The sequence below is a fragment of the Brevirhabdus sp. genome (assembly GCF_052826345.1).
Map to the genome: position 1 here is coordinate 26,056 of NZ_JBRBUA010000071.1, position 17,938 is coordinate 43,993.

Consider the following 17,938-nt stretch of genomic DNA (forward strand, 5'->3'; position numbering starts at 1 on the left):
GTCACCTTCCACGGGTCAGCAGGATATCCTCGATCTCGCCCTGCGGGCGGGTGCGGGTTAACGCGAGCAGCATGCCGACTGCAATCCCCCCCGCTATGATCGACGAGCCGCCATAGCTGACGAAGGGCAAGGTCATGCCCTTTGCCGGCAGGATGCGCACCGCCACGCCCATGTTGATGAAGGCCTGCACCCCGAACAGACAGGCCAGCCCGGTGCCCGCCAGGCGGGTGAAGGGATCGCGTTCCTTCATCAGGCGCAGGAACGACCGGACCGAAATGACCATGTAAAGAAAGATGATCGCCAGAACCAGGATCAGGCCGTATTCCTCGGCCGCGACCGCGATGATGAAATCGGTATGCGCATCCGGCAGCGACCATTTGACCGAACCCTCGCCCACGCCCACGCCGAAGAATCCGCCCTCCTGAATGGCGTTGGTGGCATAGCCCAGCTGCGTGCGGGGATCGACCTCGGGCGACAGGAAACCGTCGATGCGGCGCGCGAAATGCTCGGAACTGGTATAGGCGAAGCTGCCCGCGCCCACCGTCATCACCGCGAGCCCGACCAGCAGCGCGATCGGCGCGCCGCCCACGAAATAGATCACGCCCCAGGAAAACAGGATCAGCGCGGCCTGTCCGAAGTCGGGTTGCAGCGCCAGCAGCGCCACCACCGTCATTGCCAGCGCGAAAGAGAATGTCTTGCCGGGAGGTCCGTTGATTTCCTGCGCGGCGGCGATCAGCCAGGCGGTCAGAACGATGAAGCCGGGCTTGAGAAACTCGGACGGCTGGACCGAGGCGAAGCCGAGCGAATACCACCGCGTCGCGCCCTTGCCGTAGTCGGTGCCAAAGAACGGCAACAGTGCCAGCGCGACGAACGCCAGCAAAAACCCGATCACGCCGAGCCTGCGGATCAGATTGGGGGGCAGCATGGAGGTGACGATCATCGCAACCAGCGCCATACCGCCGAACACCGCTTGGCGGCTGACGTAGTGAAAGGGCGCGAAGCCGTTGCGCGCGGCCAGCGGCGGCGAGGACGCCAGCCCCAGAAGCAGCCCGATCCCCATCAGCAGAAGGATGCAGATGAGCGACCAGCGATCGACGGTTTGCCACCAGCGTGGCAGGACGGGATCGCCCGATTGCACGGGAACCGTGCCATAGACCATTTCAGTCATGGGATATACTGCCTGATTTTGCCTCTACCAGCCCGTTTTCCGGGTCTCTGTGGAGAGTGTAGCGCGAAAGCTGAATCGGCGCCAGAAAAACTGGCGCCGTTGCGCAATTACTTCAATTGCTCAGCAACCCGCGCCATGAAGTCTTCGCCGCGCTTTTCGAAATTGGGGTATTGGTCAAAACTCGCCGCCGCGGGCGCCAGCAGCACCGTATCGCCGGGGCGGGCCTCCTGCGCGGCGCGCTGCACGGCGCGGGCCATGGTCTCGCAGATCTCATGCGGGCAATCGCCCAACTGCAAGGCGAAATCGCGCGCGGAATGCCCGATCAGATAGGCCTTTTCTACCCGGCCCAGATGGGGCCGCAATGCGGCGATGCCGCCATCCTTGCCCAGCCCCCCCGCGATCCAGCGGATCTTGTCGAAGGCCTGCAAGGCCTTCTCGGCGCTGTCGACATTGGTGGCCTTGCTGTCGTTGACATAGATGACGCCGTTCTTCTCGCCGATGCGCTGGCTGCGGTGCGGCAGGCCCGCGAAATCGCGCAGCGCGGCCTCGATCACCCGGGGCGACAGGCCCAGGCTGCGCGCGGCGGCATAGGCCGCGCAGGCGTTCTGGTGGTTGTGCACGCCGGGCAGGCCCGCGATGTCGCGCAGATCGATCGCGGCGATCTGGCGGGTTTTCCGAAACTCGCACAGGAACCCCTTGCGCGCGAAGACGTCCCAGCCGGGCCCCGACAGTTTCCGCCCCGAGGCAATGCGGATCACCCGGTCGTCGCCGGGCGCCTCCATCATCTGGTTGGCGAGATAGCGGCCCTCCGCCTCGTCGACGCCGATGACGGCGCGGTCCGGCCCGCCCTCGGCGAACAGGCGGCGCTTGGCGGCGAAATAGCCGCCCATGCCGCCGTGGCGGTCCAGGTGATCGGGCGACAGGTTGGTGAAGACGGCCACATCGGGCGTCAGCGCCCGGGCCAGTTCGGTCTGATAGCTCGACAGTTCCAGCACGATCACCTCGCCATCGCCGGGCGGGTCCAGATCGAGCACGCCGCGCCCGATATTGCCCGCCAGCTGCACCCGCCGCCCCGCGCTTTCCAGAATGTGGTGGATCAGCGCCGAGGTCGTCGACTTGCCGTTCGAGCCGGTCACCGCCACGACCCGCGGCGGCTGATCGAACCGATCCCATTCCCCCGTCGCGAGAGAGCGGAAGAACAGACCGATGTCGTTGTCGACCGGCACGCCTGCGGCCCAGGCCGCGGCGATATGCGCATTGGGCGCCGGATAAAGATGCGGGATGCCCGGTGAAACCACCAGACGCGAGACCCCCTCCCAGGCGCCGCGCGCCGACAGATCGTGCAGCTCGAGCCCGCGGCCCTGGGCGGCGGCGCGCGCCTCGGGGCTGTCGTCCCAGCACAGCGCCCGCGCCCCGCCCGCCTGCAACGCAAGCGCCGCGGCGACGCCCGACCGCCCCAGCCCCAACACGGCGACACATGCGCCGGCAACTCCGCGAACCTCGATCAAATCAACCCCCCGTTCCTGCCCGACACACCGGAAAACGAGTATTTAAGCCAAGAAGAAACCACCAGCTTCTTCTTGGTGAAAATACTCCTGCCGCGGCGGCGGCGCATGCGCTCAGCGCAGTTTCAGCGTGGCCAGGCCGATCAATGCCAGGATCAGCGAGATGATCCAGAAGCGGATGACGATCTGCGGCTCCGCCCAGCCCTTCTTCTCGAAGTGGTGGTGAATCGGCGCCATCAGGAAGACGCGCTTTCCGGTGCGTTTGAAATAAAGCACCTGCACGATCACCGAAAGCGCCTCGACCACGAAAAGCCCGCCGACGATGCCCAGCACGATCTCATGCTTGGTGGCCACGGCGATCGCCCCCAGCGCGCCGCCCAGCGCCAGCGACCCCGTGTCGCCCATGAACACGGCCGCGGGCGGCGCGTTGTACCACAAGAACCCCAGCCCGCCGCCGATCAGCGCCGAGCAGAACACCAGGATTTCGCCGGTGCCGGGAACGTAATGCACGTCGAGATATTCGGAAAAGTCCACGCGCCCCACCGCATAGGCGATCACCCCCAGCGCGGCGGAGGCGATCATCACCGGCATAATCGCCAACCCGTCGAGCCCGTCGGTCAGGTTGACCGCATTGGCCGCCCCCACGATGACGAACATCGCGAACGGCAGGTAGAACCAGCCGAGGTTGAGCAGCACGTTCTTGAACACCGGCACCGCCAGCTGGAACGCCAGGCCATCGGGATGCACCGAGGCCGCCGCGTAGGAGGCGATCCCTGCGATCAGGAACCCCAGCGCAAGCCGCACGCGGCCCGGCACACCGGCGGCGTTGTTCTGGGTGATCTTGCGATAGTCGTCGATGAACCCCACCCCCCCGAAGGAGACGGTGACGAAAAGCACAATCCAGACGTAAGGCTCATCCCAGCGCATCCACAGCAGCGATCCCACCACCACGGCCCCCAGAATCAGCACGCCGCCCATCGTGGGCGTGCCCGCCTTGGTCAGTGCGTGGCTTTCCGGCCCGTCGGTGCGGATCGGCTGGCCATTGGCCTGGCTGCGCTTGAGCAGGTCGATCAGCGGCCGACCAAAGACAAAGCCGAAGATCAGCGCCGTGAAGAACGCCCCCCCCGCGCGCAGGGTGATATAGCGGAACAGGTTGAAAAAATCCCCGCCGTCGGAAAGTTCCGTCAACCAGTAGAGCATAAGTCGTCCTTTTGCGTCGGTTTGGGCAAAGCCTGAGCGTGCTACGCCTGATCGGGTTCCGCTTGGCTCAATTTGCGGATTGCGTCAACAACCAGGCTCACGCGGGAGCCCTTGGAGCCCTTGACCAGCACGACATCGCCTGCGTCAACCATATGGCGGATGCCCGGGGCGAGATCCTCGGCGCGTTCCGCCCATTTCCCGCGTCTGTCGGGGGGCAGCGCCGCATGCAGCGCCCGCATCCGCGGCCCTACGCAATGGACCGTATCGATCCGCATGATCGCGGGATGCGCGGCCAGATCCGCGTGCAGCTGCCGTTCCCCGGCGCCCAGTTCCAGCATGTCGCCCAAAACGGCGATGCGCCGGCCGTGGCCGATCCGTCCTATGCTGTCGATCGGCTGGGTGGCGGCAAGCACCTCCAGCGCGGCATCCATCGAGGCGGGATTGGCGTTAAAGGCGTCGTCGATCAGATCGAGCGTGACGTCACGTTCCACCGGGTCCAGTTGCAGCCTTTCGCGCGTGCCCCGACCCGCGGGCGGCGTCCAGCGCCCCAGATCGCCGGTCACCAATCCCAGATCGCAGCCGAGCGCCTCCGCCACCGCCAGCACCGCGCAGGCGTTGGTCGCGAAATGGCGCCCGGGCACGGAAAGCTTCAGCATGATGTCGCGCGCGTCCCCGTCCACATCCGCCCCCGCGCGGGGACGTTCTTCCGCGTGCCGAATACGACAGATCATGTGATCGGCGCTCATCCGCACGTCGATCAGGCGAAACGCGGCCTCGGCCCGCGCCCCGAAGCCGATCACGCGCGCGCCCCGTTCCCGCGCCGCGTCCAGCAGGATGCCCGCGGTGGCGATATCGCGGTTGATGACGGCCACGCCGCGTTCTTCCAGACCCTCGAAGATGGCGGCCTTCTCGACGGCGATATCCTCGATGGAGCCGAAGGCTTCGAGATGCGCGGCGGCGACGGTGGTGATCACGGCGACATCGGGGCGCGCCATCCGCGCCAGCGGCGCGATTTCGCCGGGGTGGTTCATGCCGATCTCGATCACGGCGAAATCGGCGTCGCGCGGCAGGCGCGCCAGCGTCAGGGGCACGCCCCAGTGGTTGTTGAAGGACCGCTCGGCCGCGTGCACCCGGCCCTGCCCGCCCAGGACCGCGCGCAGCATCTCCTTGGTGGAGGTCTTGCCGACCGAGCCGGTCACGCCCACGACGCGGGCGCGGGTCCGGGCGCGTCCGGCGCGGCCCAGCGCCTCCAGCGCGCGCAGCACGTCGGGCACGATCAACAGCGGCGCGTCCTCGGGCACATCGTCCGGGCGGTGCGACACCAGCGCGGCGGCGGCGCCGTTCGCCAGGGCCTGCGCCACGAATTCATGCCCGTCTCGCTGATCGCGCAGCGCGACGAACAAATCGCCCGGTTGCAACGCGCGGGTGTCGATCGACACGCCCGTCGCGGCCCAGTCGCGGCTGCTGTGCCCGCCGGTGGCGCGGGCGGCATCGTCAGATGTCCAGAGAACCTCGTTCATCCCAGATTCCCATCCAGAGCCGCGACCGCCACGCTGGCCTGCTCGGCATCGTCGAAAGGCAATACGTCGTCGCCCACGATCTGCCCCGTCTCGTGGCCCTTGCCCGCGACGAGCAGCGCGTCGCCCGGGCCGATGGCATCGACGCCGCGCAGGATCGCCTCCGCCCGGTCGGCGATTTCGGTGGCCTCCGGCGCGCCGGAAAGCACCGCGGCCCGGATCGCGGCCGGATCCTCGTTGCGCGGGTTGTCATCGGTGACGATGACGACATCGGCGAATTCCGCGGCCGCCGCGCCCATCAGCGGACGTTTCCCGCGGTCCCGGTCGCCGCCCGCGCCGAAGACCACGACCAGCCGGCCCAGCACATGCGGGCGCAGGGCGCGCAGCGCGGTCTGGAGCGCGTCGGGCGTATGCGCGTAGTCGACAAAGACCGATCCGCCCTGCGCGCGCGTCCCGGCAAGCTCCATCCGTCCGCGCACCGTGCGCAGTTCCGCAAGCGCGGCAAAGACATCCTCGGGCGCCTCGCCACCGGCGATCGCCAGCCCCGCTGCCAGCAGGACATTTTCCGCCTGGAACCCGCCGATCAGTTCCAGACGCACCTGTCGGCGCCGCCCGTTCCAGTCGAACAGCAGCTCCTGACCCGTCGCGTCGAACCGCTGGCCGGTGATGCGCAGATGCGCGGCCTCGTCGCGGCCGACGGCGATGACCTCCTGGCCCTGATCCAGCACGATGCGCGACAGCTGCGCGCCCTTCGGATCGTCGATGTTGATGACGGCGATGCCGTCCTCGGGCAGCAGCCGCGTGAAAAGCCCGGCCTTGGCGTTGAAATAGGCTTCGAACCCGTCGTGGTAGTCCAGATGATCCTGACTGAAGTTCGTGAAGCCCGCCACCGACAGGCGCACCCCGTCGAGGCGGCGCTGTTCCAGCCCGTGCGACGACGCCTCCATCGCGGCGTGGGTGACGCCTGCGCCGGCCATGTCGGCCAGCAGCCGGTGCAGGGTGATCGGTTCAGGCGTCGTGTGAGCCGTGGGCGCGGTATAGGCGCCCTCCACCCCGGTGGTGCCCAGATTGGCGGCACAGCGGCCCAGCGACACCCAGATCTGGCGCAGAAAGGTTGTCACGCTGGTCTTGCCGTTGGTGCCGGTGACGGCGGCCATGATGCCGGGCTGGGTCCCGAACCACAACGACGCGGCGCAGGCCAGCGCCTGGCGCGGCTCTTCGACCACGACCAGCGCCACGTCGCGGCCCGCCAGAACGTCGGCGGCCTGCAGGGCGCCCTGCTTGTCGGTCAGGATCGCGGCCGCCTCCATGCGCAGCGCGTATTGGATGAAATGCGCGCCATGCACCCGGCTGCCGGGCAGCGCGGCGAAGAGATGGCCAGGCTTGACCAGCCGGCTATCCACCGAAAGCCCGGTGATCGCGGCCTCGGCACCGCCGCGCGCGGTCAGACCCAGCGCGGCCAGAGATTTCGTGTCAGACCGCGCGTTCATGAGCCCCCCGGCGCCTAGTTGCTGCTGACGCGTGTTACTGCAAGTTGGGCCTGGGGTTCAATGACCGGACGCAGGCCAAGCAGCGGTGCCGTGCGCCGGATGATCTCGGCGCCGACGGGCACGGCCGTCCAGCCGGCGGTGCGGCGCGGCTGCGGCCCCGAGGTTTCGACCGGCTCGTCGAAGGAGACGACCAGCACGTATTTCGGGTCATAGGCGGGGAACACGCTGGCGAAGGTGGCGATCACCTTGTCCTTGTAATACCCGCCGGTGGGCTTGGGCTTGTCGGCGGTGCCGGTCTTGCCGCCCACCGCATAGCCCGGCACATCGCCCAGGCTGGCGGTCCCGCGCGACACCACCGCGCGCAGCATCTTGCGCGCGGCCGAAGAGGTCCGGGAGGAAATGACCCGCGGCCCCGCCTGAGCGGCATCGCGCCGAAGCAGCGTGGGCGTGATCCGGGTGCCGCCGTTGACGATGCTGGAATAGGCCGCGGCCAGTTGCAGCGGACTGGTGGACAACCCGTGGCCGTAGGAAATCGTCATCGTCGACAGTTCCGACCAGTTCGACGGCATCAGGGGCATGGCGCCATGCGCCTCGACCAGTTCCACCTTGGTGGGGTCCAGAAGGCCGAGACTGTCGAGAAACGCGCGCTGGCGCTCCGCCCCCAGTTCCATCGCGATTCGCGCCGTGCCGATGTTGGAGGATTTGACGATCACATCGGTCAGCGACAGCTCCTTGCCGTAATCGTGGAAGTCGCGGATGCGGAACTTGCCCCAGACCAGCGGACCCTGCGTCTCGATCATCGTCTGCGGCGTCGCGATGCCAAGTTCCATCGCCTGCGAGGCGGCGAAGATCTTGAACACGGACCCCAGCTCGTAAAGCCCCTGCACCGCACGGTTGAACAGCGGGCTGTCGGACTGGTCGCCCTTGGTCAGCGGCGCGGGCCGCTGGTTCGGATCGAAATCCGGCAGCGACACCATCGTGATCACCTCGCCGGTGGCGACATCCATCATGACCGCCGACGCACCCTTGGCGTTGAGCAGCTTCATACCGCCGTAAAGCACGTTGCGCGTCGCGGTCTGCACCGTCATGTCGAGCGACAGCTGCAAGGGCTCGGGCTGTGCCGGATCGCGCAGGCGGTCGTCGAAATATTTCTCGATACCGGCTGTACCGATTACCTCAGCAGAATGAACGCCTTCCCGGCCGAACCTCGTGCCACCCAGCACATGCGCCGCCAGTTTTCCATTGGGATAGAGTCGCATCTCCCTCGGGCCGAACATCAGGCCGGGATCGCCGATATCATGCGCCGCCTGCTTTTGCTCGGGGCTGATTTTTTTCTTTATCCACATGAACTTGCGTCTGGACTCGAATTTCTTGAGCAAATCCGCTTCATCAAGATCAGGAAAAATAAGGGCAAGTTCACGTGCGGCGCGCGGCTTGTCCGTCATCATCTGCGGCTGCGCATAGATCGAATAGGTCAGAAGGTTGGTCGCGAGAATACGCCCGTTGCGATCCACGATATCGGCGCGCTGCGCGGAAATGGGCGATCCCGCGGCGGCGGCCCTGGGTTCCTGCGGGTCCGCCGAGGACAGCTTGAACATCTGCACCCCGATCACCGAAAACGCGAGCGCGAACCCCACGCTCACGACCAGCAAGCGACCCTCGGCCTGATGGCGCTGGCGGTCGCGCATCACTTCGTGACGACGCCGGATATTGTCACGCTCGATCAGATCGGGATTTTCGCCGCGCTGACGCGCCGACAGGACATGGGCGAGCGGCCGCAGGGGTGTTCGGATCATTGCTGTGCCTCCGCCAGGATGCCACGGATGTCGATGGGCTTGATGACCGGCGGCAGATCGGTCGCCGGAAAGGCCACCTGATCGACCTCGCCGAAATGACGCGGCCGCAGCGGCATCAATTGCAGCTTGTCGAAATTCAGCTCGGCCAGTTCCTGCAACCGCTCGGGCCGGTTGAGATACGCCCATTCCGCGCGCTGGATGCTCAGCGCCTCGCGGATGTCGCCGATCTGCTGGCGCAGCGCGCGCACGTCGCGCAGCGACTGCTGCGTGCGATAGTTTTCCCTGTAGGCCCAGAACGCGAGCCCCATGACCGCCAGAGCACTGAGAACATAGAAAAGTCCGCGCATGTCAGTTCACTCTCTCCAAAACCAGCTTCGGCAGACCCAGCCCGGTGCGGTCGGCGCCGCGCGCGGGGGCCGCGGTGCGCCGCGCCACCCGCAGCCGGGCCGAGCGCGCGCGCGCATTCTGCGCGACCTCGCGCTCATCCGCGCTGACGGCGCGTTTGTTCACCTGCTCGAAGGTCGGTGTCTCTTCCTGCGCCAGCGGGGCGTAGCGGTTGGCGCGGCCGCCTGCGCCACTCTGGCCCTGGATGAACCGCTTGACGATCCGATCTTCGATCGAATGGAACGTCGCGATCGCCAGCAGCCCGCCGGACGCCAGCGCCCTCTCGGCCGCCTCCATCCCCGCGACGAGGGCGCCCAGCTCATCGTTCACGGCGATGCGGATCGCCTGAAAGCTGCGCGTCGCGGGGTGGCTTTGCCCCGGCTTGGGGCGCGGCAGGCAGCCCGCGATCACCTCGGCCAGCCGCGCCGTCGTATGCAACGGGCGATTGGCCACGATGGCGCGCGCGATGCGCCGCGACGCGCGCTCCTCGCCATATTGGAACAGGATATCGGCAAGGTCCCCGGCATCCGCACCGTTGACCAGGTCCGCGGCGCTGGGGCCGTGCTGGCTCATCCGCATGTCGAGCGGACCGTCGCGCATGAAGGAAAAGCCGCGCTCGGGCTGGTCGAGCTGCATCGAGGACACCCCCAGATCCAGCACCACCCCATCCAGATCCGTCGCGACGCCGTCCATGTCGGCGAAGTTGCCTTCCACCATACGCAGCCGATCGCCATAGCGCCCCGCCCATGCCTCGGCCATGCGAAAGACGGCCGGGTCGCGGTCCACCGCGATCACCTGCGCCGCACCCGCGTCGAGCAGCCCGCGCGTGTAGCCGCCCGCGCCGAAGGTCCCGTCAAGCCAGCGCCCGCCGATCGGGGCGGCGATGGCCAGAAGCGGCTCCAGCAGGACGGGAACATGCGGCGCTGCGCCGGAGCTGTCGGCGCCGCTCATCATGCTCCGCCGTCCGTCGGGAGGTCTTCGGGGGGTCGCGCCGGCTTGGCCGCGGCACGGCTGTCGCCCTCGCCCTGTTCAAGCAGGATGAGCGGGTCGAAATCCTCGGGATATTCCTCCAGCCAGTCTTCGGTGCTGGCCTGATCCTCCTGATAGGCCGACGGCTCCCAGATCTGAAAGGTATCGCCGGTCGCCAGGAAAAACGCCTCGGACGAGATGCCGATGCGGTCGCGCAGCTTCTGCGACAGGACCAGACGGCCGGTATCGTCGATCTGCGTGGTCTGGGAATGGCCGCTGTAGAGCTTCGACAGCATGTTGCGGCTTTTGGAGCCGCGCGGCAGATCGGCGATCATCTGCTCGACCTCCTCGAAGGCCTCGACCGTGTAGCATTCCAGATATTTGCGGCGGTGATCGCCATAATAGATCACCACATTGGGCGTCAGGCCCTGGGTCCAGTCGGGATCGGAGGCCTCGAGCACACGGCGAAAAGAGGCCGGGATCGAGACCCTGCCCTTCGCGTCCACCTTGTGGTGGCTTTCACCTCTGAACCTGCGTGCCACGTATCGCGGCCCCTTTGTTGACGCCACCCCCGGAACGGTGGCCCTTCAACGAAAACGACGGACCATGCTGCTGCCGTTGCATGATCCGTCGCTCTCGTCCCGTTTCCGGGATATGTCCGACCACGCGCGCCACCTGGGGGGATGTCTGCTCGCCCGCGCGCCGGATCTCTTTGTTCGATGAAACTGGGTGCCTGTATGAAACCTCTAGGTGCCGTTTTCGGGGTCTGTGTCGCCCCTATTAGCCCATCCTCATCGTGGTACAAGAATTGCCATGGGAATTTATGTAAATCAATCCCCTTTTATGCCACCAGATACCATTTCTAGTTATCCACACCCTGTGGAAACAAGATTTAGTAGCCAAAAATCAGCGGAAAATAGCCTAACTGGTATGAGTGAATGACATAAACACTAAATATGGGCAAAATCTTCTCGGCCCATAAAAACCCATCAGATCCCTTCCGCCTGACCCTACCGTAACCGATTTGCCACGCTTCCCCACACGGACCCGTGATCAAACGGGGAACAATTCGTGGCGCTTTCAGGGCAGCGCCGCCCACCGATGCCGGATCGCCGGGACGGCATGGGAAGCGATGGTCGATCGGGCGCGGATTCGCCGGGGTACCCCGCCTGTCGAATCCGAGCCGCCGGTCGCGCCGCACCGGATTACAGCGCAGAGGACGCCGTCAATTAGGTCAGCAGTAGTTATGCATTTGCCGCATAGCGGCATTGTAGCCATGCGGGATTGCGGCAGCGCAGCATGAGGTTAGATTGGGTTCAACAGCGAACGGCGGCACACGCCAAACGCAGCAGACTTAAACGAGGTAGACATGGCGTATATCCAGACACTTCGCCCGACCCTGAAAGACAGCCTGTCCGTCCGCATCGGACGCATCGCGGAAAACTTCAAGCGCTATCGCTTGTACCGCCGCACCGTGAACGAGCTTGAAGCGCTCAGCGGCCGCGACCTGGCAGATATGGGGATTTCGCGCGGTTCCATCCATTCCATCGCTTACGAAGCCGCCTATTTGAAAGGCTGAAACAGGAATTCCGGCGCCGGGCTCCTCCTTCCCCGGTCCACGGATTGACGGCAGACAGGTCTCCTCCCAGTCCGATTGTCGTCATAAACACCGGGTCGTCCGCTCCTCCTCCCTGGGCGATCCGATGTCAGAGCGGCGGTGTCCACCTCCTCCCGGGCACCGCCGTTCCAAAATTCAGAGGCCGCAGCGCCTCAACCGCATACGGGCTTCTACTCCTCCCAGAGCCGCCCGTAAGAGCGGCGGTGTCCACCTCCTCCCAGGCACCGCCGTTCCAAAATTCAGAGGCCGCAGCGCCTCAACCGCATACGGGCTTCTACTCCTCCCAGAGCCGCCCGTTGAAAGAGCGGCGATGCCCACCTCCTCCCGGGCATCGCCGTTTTTCGTTTGCGGCACCTTTTTTCGCGAAAGAGCGTCGGCCTAGAACGGGATGTCGCTGGCCTGCGCGTCGGATACGACGAATTTCGCCACCACCTTCTTGGTGCCGGCCTTGTCGAAATCAATGTCCAGCTTGTCGCCCTCGATCGCCAAGATCTGACCGTATCCGAATTTCTGGTGAAATACCCTGTCGCCCGTCGAAAACGAGGAAACAGCCTCTAGGTCGATCACGCTCGACCGGCTTTCCTTGGGCTGGCTCATGCCGCGCGTGGCAGCGCGGGTCTGCAACCGGCGCCAGCCCGGTGAATTATACACATCGGCGCGCGAGGCCTTGTCGTGCAGATCGGAACCCGCCATCGCCTGCGTCACCGGCGACGCGTTGGCCGTCATGCCCGCCGCCCCGAACCCGCCGCCGTAAAGACCCGGCGGCGTCAGCACCTCGACATGCGCCTCGGGCAGCTCGTCGATGAAGCGCGACGGCAGCGCCGATTGCCACTGGCCGTAGACCCGCCGATTTGCCGCGAAAGAGATGGTGCACAGCTCCTCCGCGCGGGTGATGCCGACATAGGCCAGGCGGCGCTCTTCCTCCAGCCCCTTCAGCCCGGATTCGTCCATCGAGCGCTGCGACGGGAAAAGCCCGTCCTCCCACCCCGGCAGGAAGACGGCCGGAAACTCCAGCCCCTTGGCGGCGTGCAGCGTCATGATGCTGACCTTTTCGCCCTCGGCGTCGGTCTCGTTGTCCATCACCAGGCTGACGTGCTCCAGAAAGCCTTGCAGGTTCTCGAAATTCTCCAGCGCCTTGACCAGTTCCTTGAGGTTTTCCAGTCGACCCGGCGCCTCGGGCGTCTTGTCGTTCTGCCAGAAGTCGGTGTAGCCCGATTCCTCCAGGATCATTTCGGCCGTCTCGACGTGGGTGTCGGCCTCGGCGCGGATCTGGGCGTGCCAGCGGTCGATGCCCTCGACCAGCTTGCGCAGCTCCGCCGCGCCCTTGCCGGTCAGCCCCTTTGCCGCCAGCAGCAAGCGCGCACCTTCCAGCAGCGACACGCCGTTGGTCCGGGCCGCCTGCTGGATCTTCGCCTGCGCCTTGTCGCCCAACCCGCGCTTGGGCGTGTTGACGATACGCTCGAACGCGAGGTCATCCTCGGGGCTGACGGAGATGCGGAAATAGGCCATCGCGTCGCGGATCTCGAGGCGTTCGTAAAAGCGGGGGCCGCCGATCACGCGGTAAGGCAGGCCGATGGTCAGGAACCGATCCTCAAACGCGCGCATCTGATGACTGGCGCGCACCAGAATCGCCATGGCGTCCAGCCCGAAGGCGCGCAGCCCCCGCGTGCCGCGCTGCATCGATTCGATTTCCTCGCCGATCCAGCGGGCTTCCTCCTCGCCGTCCCAATGGCCGATGAGGCGCACCTTTTCGCCATCCTGCTCGGCGGTCCAGAGCGTCTTTCCCAGCCGCCCCTGGTTCGCGTCGATCACACCCGACGCGGCTGCCAGAATATGCGGGGTGGAGCGGTAGTTCTGTTCCAGCCGCACCACATGCGCGCCCGGAAAATCCTTTTCGAACCGCAGGATGTTGCCCACCTCGGCGCCGCGCCAGCCATAGATCGACTGATCGTCGTCGCCCACGCAGCAGATGTTGCGATGCCCCTGCGCCAGCAGCCGCAGCCACATGTATTGCGCGACGTTGGTGTCCTGGTATTCATCCACAAGGATATAGCGGAACCGGCGCTGATACTGCGCCAGCACGTCCTCATGCGTCTGAAAGATGTGAACGACATGCAGCAGCAGGTCGCCGAAATCCGTGGCGTTGAGGGTTTTCAGCCGCTCCTGATATGCCGCATAAAGTTCGACGCCGCGCCCGTTGTAGGCCGACGCCTCTGCGGCGGGGACGCGCGCCGGGGCCCAGGCACGGTTCTTCCAGCCGTCTATCAGATGCGCAAGCTGGCGCGCGGGCCAGCGCTTTTCATCGATCTGTGCGGCATTGATCAGCTGTTTCAGCAGCCGGATCTGGTCATCGGTATCCAGGATGGTGAAATTCGATTTCAGCCCCACCAGTTCCGCGTGGCGGCGCAGCAGCTTGACGCAGATGGCATGAAAGGTGCCCATCCAGGGCATCCCCTCGACCGGGCCGCCCATCAGCCTGCCGACACGCAGCTTCATCTCCCGCGCGGCCTTGTTGGTGAAGGTCACGGCCAGGATTTCGTTGGTATGCGCCTTGCGCATGTTCAGCAGATGCGCGATCCGCGTGGTCAGCGCCTTGGTCTTTCCGGTCCCCGCGCCCGCCAGCATCAGCACCGGCCCGTCCAGCGTCTCGACTGCCTGACGCTGCGCCGGGTTCAGATCGTCGAGATAGGCGACACCGCGCGCCGCCATCGCGCGCTCGGACAGGGAAGCCCCCTGCGCGGCCTCGAACGCGTCGCTGTCATCAAACTGGCTCATGCCCCGGTCAGGCCCCCGCTCGCTGTGAACTTACCCATCTGTTCGCCCATTGTTCCAAGCCTGCGCGCCCGGGTCAAGGCGCGCCGTCACCGCGCCGATCCGCCCGCCTGTAGCCGCCCGCCTACATTCGACTGACGCCTCGTCTAATCGGGGCGCGGGCGGATTGCCATGGCCTGCGCGCGTCGCGGCGCCACATCCTCAGCCGCGCGCGGCACCTCACTCTCCCGGCGGCATGGCGCAAACCATTGCCGCGGTGCCGCAGCAACGCGCTGCAACCTGCGCCCCGGCATGGTAAATTGCGCGCCAAGGCGCATTTCCAGGGAGATGTTCGATCAAGCGATGGGTTGCGCCGCGACGAATCAGACGCAACTATGCGGCAGTGCAGCAATACCAATCGGCGCCCGGCGCCGGGAAGGACCAGACCCTGATGCCCGAATTCAAGAAGATCCTCATTGCCAACCGCGGCGAGATCGCGATCCGCGTGATGCGTGCCGCCAACGAATTGGGAAAGCGAACCGTCGCCGTCTACGCCAAGGAAGACAAGCTGTCGCTGCACCGCTTCAAAGCAGATGAGGCCTATTGCATCGGTGAGGATCTGGGCCCCGTCGCCGCCTATCTGAGCATCGAGGAGATCATCCGCGTGGCCAAGGCCTGCGGCGCGGATGCGATCCATCCGGGATACGGGCTGCTGTCGGAAAACCCGCAGTTCGTCGACGCCTGCACCGAGGCGGGCATCGCCTTCATCGGCCCGCGCGCGGAAACGATGCGCAAGCTGGGCGACAAGGCAAGCGCGCGCAAGGTGGCGATGGAGGCGGGCGTGCCGGTGATCCCCGCGACCGAGGTGCTGGGCGAGGACATGGACGCGATCCGCAAGCAGGCGGCCGAGGTGGGCTATCCGCTGATGCTCAAGGCCTCCTGGGGCGGCGGCGGCCGGGGGATGCGCCCGATCCAGTCGGAAAAGGAGCTGGAGGAAAAGGTGCGCGAGGGCCGCCGCGAGGCCGAGGCCGCCTTCGGCAACGGCGAGGGCTATCTGGAAAAGATGATCCTCAAGGCCCGCCACGTCGAGGTGCAGATCCTGGGCGACAGCTATGGCGCGATCTACCACCTGTGGGAACGCGACTGTTCGGTGCAGCGGCGCAACCAGAAGGTCGTCGAGCGCGCCCCCGCCCCCTATCTTTCCGCCGCGCAGCGCGAGCGGCTGTGCAACCTCGGCAAGAAGATCTGCGAGCATGTGAATTACCAATGCGCGGGCACGGTCGAATTCCTGATGGATATGGACACGGGCGAATTCTACTTCATCGAGGTGAACCCCCGCGTGCAGGTCGAGCATACCGTGACCGAAGAGGTCACCGGCATCGACATCGTGCGCGCCCAGATCCTGATCACCGAGGGCAAGAGCCTGGTGGAGGCCACCGGCACCGCCAGCCAGTATGACGTGCACCTCAAGGGTCACGCGATCCAGTGCCGGATCACCACCGAAGACCCGACCAACAACTTCATCCCCGACTACGGCCGCATCACCGCCTATCGCGGCGCCACGGGCATGGGCATCCGGCTGGACGGCGGCACCGCCTATTCGGGTGCGGTCATCACGCGTTACTACGATTCGCTGCTGGAAAAGGTCACCGCCTGGGCGCCCACGCCCGAAGCCGCCATCGCGCGGATGGACCGCGCCCTGCGCGAATTCCGCATCCGCGGCGTCAGCACCAACATCGCCTTCGTGGAAAACCTGCTCAAGCACCCGGTCTTTCTGAACAACGAGTATCACACCAAATTCATCGACCAGACGCCCGAGCTGTTCGATTTCCGCCCGCGCCGCGACCGGGCCACCAAGATCCTGACCTATATCGCCGACAACACCGTCAACGGCCACCCCGAGACCAAGGGCCGGACCGCCCCCGCCGAGGTGCGCGCCCCCCGCCCCCCCGCACCGCGCGGCACGCCGCCGGGCGGCACGCGCAACCTGCTGGAAAAGGACGGCCCGCAGGCGGTGGCGGACTGGATGGCGGCACAGAAACAGCTGCTGATCACCGACACCACGATGCGCGACGGTCACCAGTCGCTGCTGGCCACCCGGATGCGTTCCATCGACATGATCCGCGTGGCACCGGCCTATGCCGCCAACCTGCCGCAGCTGTTCAGCGTGGAATGCTGGGGCGGCGCCACCTTCGACGTGGCCTATCGCTTCTTGCAGGAATGCCCCTGGCAGCGGCTGCGCGACCTGCGCGCCGCGATGCCGAACCTGATGACCCAGATGCTGCTGCGCGGCTCCAACGGGGTGGGCTACACCAATTACCCCGACAACGTGGTGCAGGAATTCGTGCGCCAGGCGGCCGAGACCGGCGTTGACGTCTTCCGTGTCTTCGACAGTCTCAACTGGGTGGAAAACATGCGCGTCGCGATGGACGCGGTGATCGAGAACGGCAAGCTGTGCGAGGGCACGATCTGCTACACCGGCGACGTCAACGACCCCGCACGGTCGAAATACGACCTGAACTATTACGTCGGCATGGGCAAGCAGCTGCGCGACGCGGGCGTGCATGTGCTGGGGCTCAAGGACATGGCCGGACTGCTCAAGCCCATGGCCGCGCGACAGATCGTGACCGCCCTGAAAGAGGAGGTCGGCCTGCCGATCCACTTCCACACGCATGACACCTCGGGCATCGGGGCGGCCACGGTGCTGGCCGCGGCCGAGGCGGGCGTCGATGCCGTCGACGCGGCGATGGACGCGTTTTCGGGCGGCACCTCGCAGCCCTGTCTGGGATCGCTGGTCGAGGCGCTGCGCCATTCCCCGCGCGACACCGGCCTCGACATCGCGGCGATCCGCGAAATCTCGAACTACTGGGAAGGGGTGCGCGACCAGTACAGCGCCTTCGAATCCGGGCTGGAGGCCCCCGCATCCGAGGTCTACCTGCATGAGATGCCGGGCGGGCAGTTCACCAACCTCAAGGCCCAGGCCCGCAGCCTCGGCCTGGAAGACCGCTGGCACGAGGTCGCGCAGACCTATGCCGACGTGAACCTGATGTTCGGCGACATCGTCAAGGTCACGCCCTCGTCCAAGGTGGTGGGCGACATGGCGCTGATGATGGTCAGCCGGGGTCTGACCCGTGCCGAGGTCGAAGACCCCGAACACGACGTCTCCTTCCCCGACTCGGTCATCGACATGATGCGCGGCAACCTGGGCCAGCCTCCGGGCGGGTTCCCCGACAAGATCGTCAAGAAGGTGCTCAAATCGGAAAAGCCCGATACGCAGCGCCCCGGCAAGCACCTGCCGCCCATCGATCTCGACGCCAAGCGCAGGGAACTGGCGGAAATGTTCGAGGACCTGAACCTCGACGACGAGGATCTGAACGGCTACCTGATGTATCCCAAGGTCTTCACCGACTACATGTCGCGGCATCTGCAATACGGCCCCGTCCGCGCCCTGCCGACGCATACCTTCTTCTACGGCATGGAACCGGGCGATGAGATCACCGCCGAGATCGACCCCGGCAAGACGCTGGAAATCCGCCTGCA

At 66.0% G+C, this 17,938-nt stretch carries 12 protein-coding genes; 2 read left to right on the plus strand and 10 right to left on the minus strand.

What is annotated here, in order from left to right:
• Position 1: 1 nt before the first annotated feature.
• From ftsW to mraZ, 9 genes are all read right to left on the minus strand, one after another.
• Complete coding sequence (gene ftsW, locus ACU0BR_RS08965; RefSeq protein ID WP_446156498.1) at positions 2 to 1,168, minus strand: putative lipid II flippase FtsW; 1,167 nt, start codon at positions 1,166 to 1,168, stop codon at positions 2 to 4.
• Between the two features lie 107 nt (positions 1,169 to 1,275).
• Complete coding sequence (gene murD / locus ACU0BR_RS08970; RefSeq protein WP_446156499.1) at positions 1,276 to 2,676, minus strand: UDP-N-acetylmuramoyl-L-alanine--D-glutamate ligase; 1,401 nt, start codon at positions 2,674 to 2,676, stop codon at positions 1,276 to 1,278.
• Between the two features lie 111 nt (positions 2,677 to 2,787).
• A complete protein-coding gene (gene mraY / locus ACU0BR_RS08975) occupies positions 2,788 to 3,873 on the minus strand; it encodes a phospho-N-acetylmuramoyl-pentapeptide-transferase (RefSeq protein ID WP_446156500.1) in 1,086 nt (361 codons plus the stop codon).
• Between the two features lie 41 nt (positions 3,874 to 3,914).
• Entirely contained in the window at positions 3,915 to 5,393 is a 1,479-nt protein-coding gene (locus tag ACU0BR_RS08980) for a UDP-N-acetylmuramoyl-tripeptide--D-alanyl-D-alanine ligase (protein WP_446156501.1), read from the minus strand.
• Complete coding sequence (locus ACU0BR_RS08985; RefSeq protein WP_446156502.1) at positions 5,390 to 6,880, minus strand: UDP-N-acetylmuramoyl-L-alanyl-D-glutamate--2,6-diaminopimelate ligase; 1,491 nt, start codon at positions 6,878 to 6,880, stop codon at positions 5,390 to 5,392. The genes ACU0BR_RS08980 and ACU0BR_RS08985 overlap by 4 nt, the downstream gene beginning before the upstream one ends.
• A 14-nt stretch (positions 6,881 to 6,894) precedes the next feature.
• Positions 6,895 to 8,676, minus strand: a complete 1,782-nt coding sequence (locus ACU0BR_RS08990; protein WP_446156503.1) for a peptidoglycan D,D-transpeptidase FtsI family protein — start codon at positions 8,674 to 8,676, stop codon at positions 6,895 to 6,897.
• Positions 8,673 to 9,023: a cell division protein FtsL gene (gene ftsL / locus ACU0BR_RS08995; RefSeq protein ID WP_446156504.1), complete on the minus strand. Its 351-nt coding sequence runs from the start codon at positions 9,021 to 9,023 to the stop codon at positions 8,673 to 8,675. Before ftsL ends, ACU0BR_RS08990 begins: the two co-directional genes overlap by 4 nt.
• Position 9,024: 1 nt before the next feature.
• Positions 9,025 to 10,011, minus strand: coding sequence for a 16S rRNA (cytosine(1402)-N(4))-methyltransferase RsmH (gene rsmH / locus ACU0BR_RS09000; protein ID WP_446156510.1), 987 nt, complete (start codon positions 10,009 to 10,011; stop codon positions 9,025 to 9,027).
• Positions 10,011 to 10,571 (minus strand): division/cell wall cluster transcriptional repressor MraZ, encoded by a 561-nt coding sequence (gene mraZ / locus ACU0BR_RS09005; protein ID WP_446156505.1) that lies wholly within the window; start codon positions 10,569 to 10,571, stop codon positions 10,011 to 10,013. Before mraZ ends, rsmH begins: the two co-directional genes overlap by 1 nt.
• Positions 10,572 to 11,398: 827 nt before the next feature.
• Here mraZ and ACU0BR_RS09010 point away from each other — a divergent pair.
• On the plus strand, positions 11,399 to 11,608 hold the full coding sequence (locus tag ACU0BR_RS09010; protein WP_446156506.1) for a DUF1127 domain-containing protein: 210 nt from the start codon (positions 11,399 to 11,401) through the stop codon (positions 11,606 to 11,608).
• Positions 11,609 to 12,025: 417 nt separating this feature from the next.
• Here ACU0BR_RS09010 and ACU0BR_RS09015 read toward each other — a convergent pair whose 3' ends face one another.
• Positions 12,026 to 14,422, minus strand: a complete 2,397-nt coding sequence (locus tag ACU0BR_RS09015; protein ID WP_446156507.1) for an ATP-dependent helicase — start codon at positions 14,420 to 14,422, stop codon at positions 12,026 to 12,028.
• 427 nt (positions 14,423 to 14,849) lie between these two features.
• On the opposite strand from ACU0BR_RS09015, the gene ACU0BR_RS09020 reads away from it, so the two are divergent.
• A partial coding sequence (locus tag ACU0BR_RS09020; RefSeq protein WP_446156508.1) for a pyruvate carboxylase occupies positions 14,850 to 17,938 on the plus strand: 3,089 nt, incomplete at its 3' end.

Bases quoted from the DNA above. Each gene is read 5' to 3' on its own strand.
- ACU0BR_RS08980 (WP_446156501.1), bottom strand. From the start codon at position 5,393: ATGAACGAGGTTCTCTGGACATCTGACGATGCCGCCCGCGCCACCGGC.
- rsmH (WP_446156510.1), bottom strand. From the start codon at position 10,011: ATGAGCGGCGCCGACAGCTCCGGCGCAGCGCCGCATGTTCCCGTCCTG.
- ACU0BR_RS09015 (WP_446156507.1), bottom strand. From the start codon at position 14,422: ATGAGCCAGTTTGATGACAGCGACGCGTTCGAGGCCGCGCAGGGGGCT.
- ftsW (WP_446156498.1), bottom strand. From the start codon at position 1,168: ATGACTGAAATGGTCTATGGCACGGTTCCCGTGCAATCGGGCGATCCC.
- mraY (WP_446156500.1), bottom strand. From the start codon at position 3,873: ATGCTCTACTGGTTGACGGAACTTTCCGACGGCGGGGATTTTTTCAAC.
- ftsL (WP_446156504.1), bottom strand. From the start codon at position 9,023: ATGCGCGGACTTTTCTATGTTCTCAGTGCTCTGGCGGTCATGGGGCTC.
- ACU0BR_RS08990 (WP_446156503.1), bottom strand. From the start codon at position 8,676: ATGATCCGAACACCCCTGCGGCCGCTCGCCCATGTCCTGTCGGCGCGT.
- ACU0BR_RS08985 (WP_446156502.1), bottom strand. From the start codon at position 6,880: ATGAACGCGCGGTCTGACACGAAATCTCTGGCCGCGCTGGGTCTGACC.
- ACU0BR_RS09010 (WP_446156506.1), top strand. From the start codon at position 11,399: ATGGCGTATATCCAGACACTTCGCCCGACCCTGAAAGACAGCCTGTCC.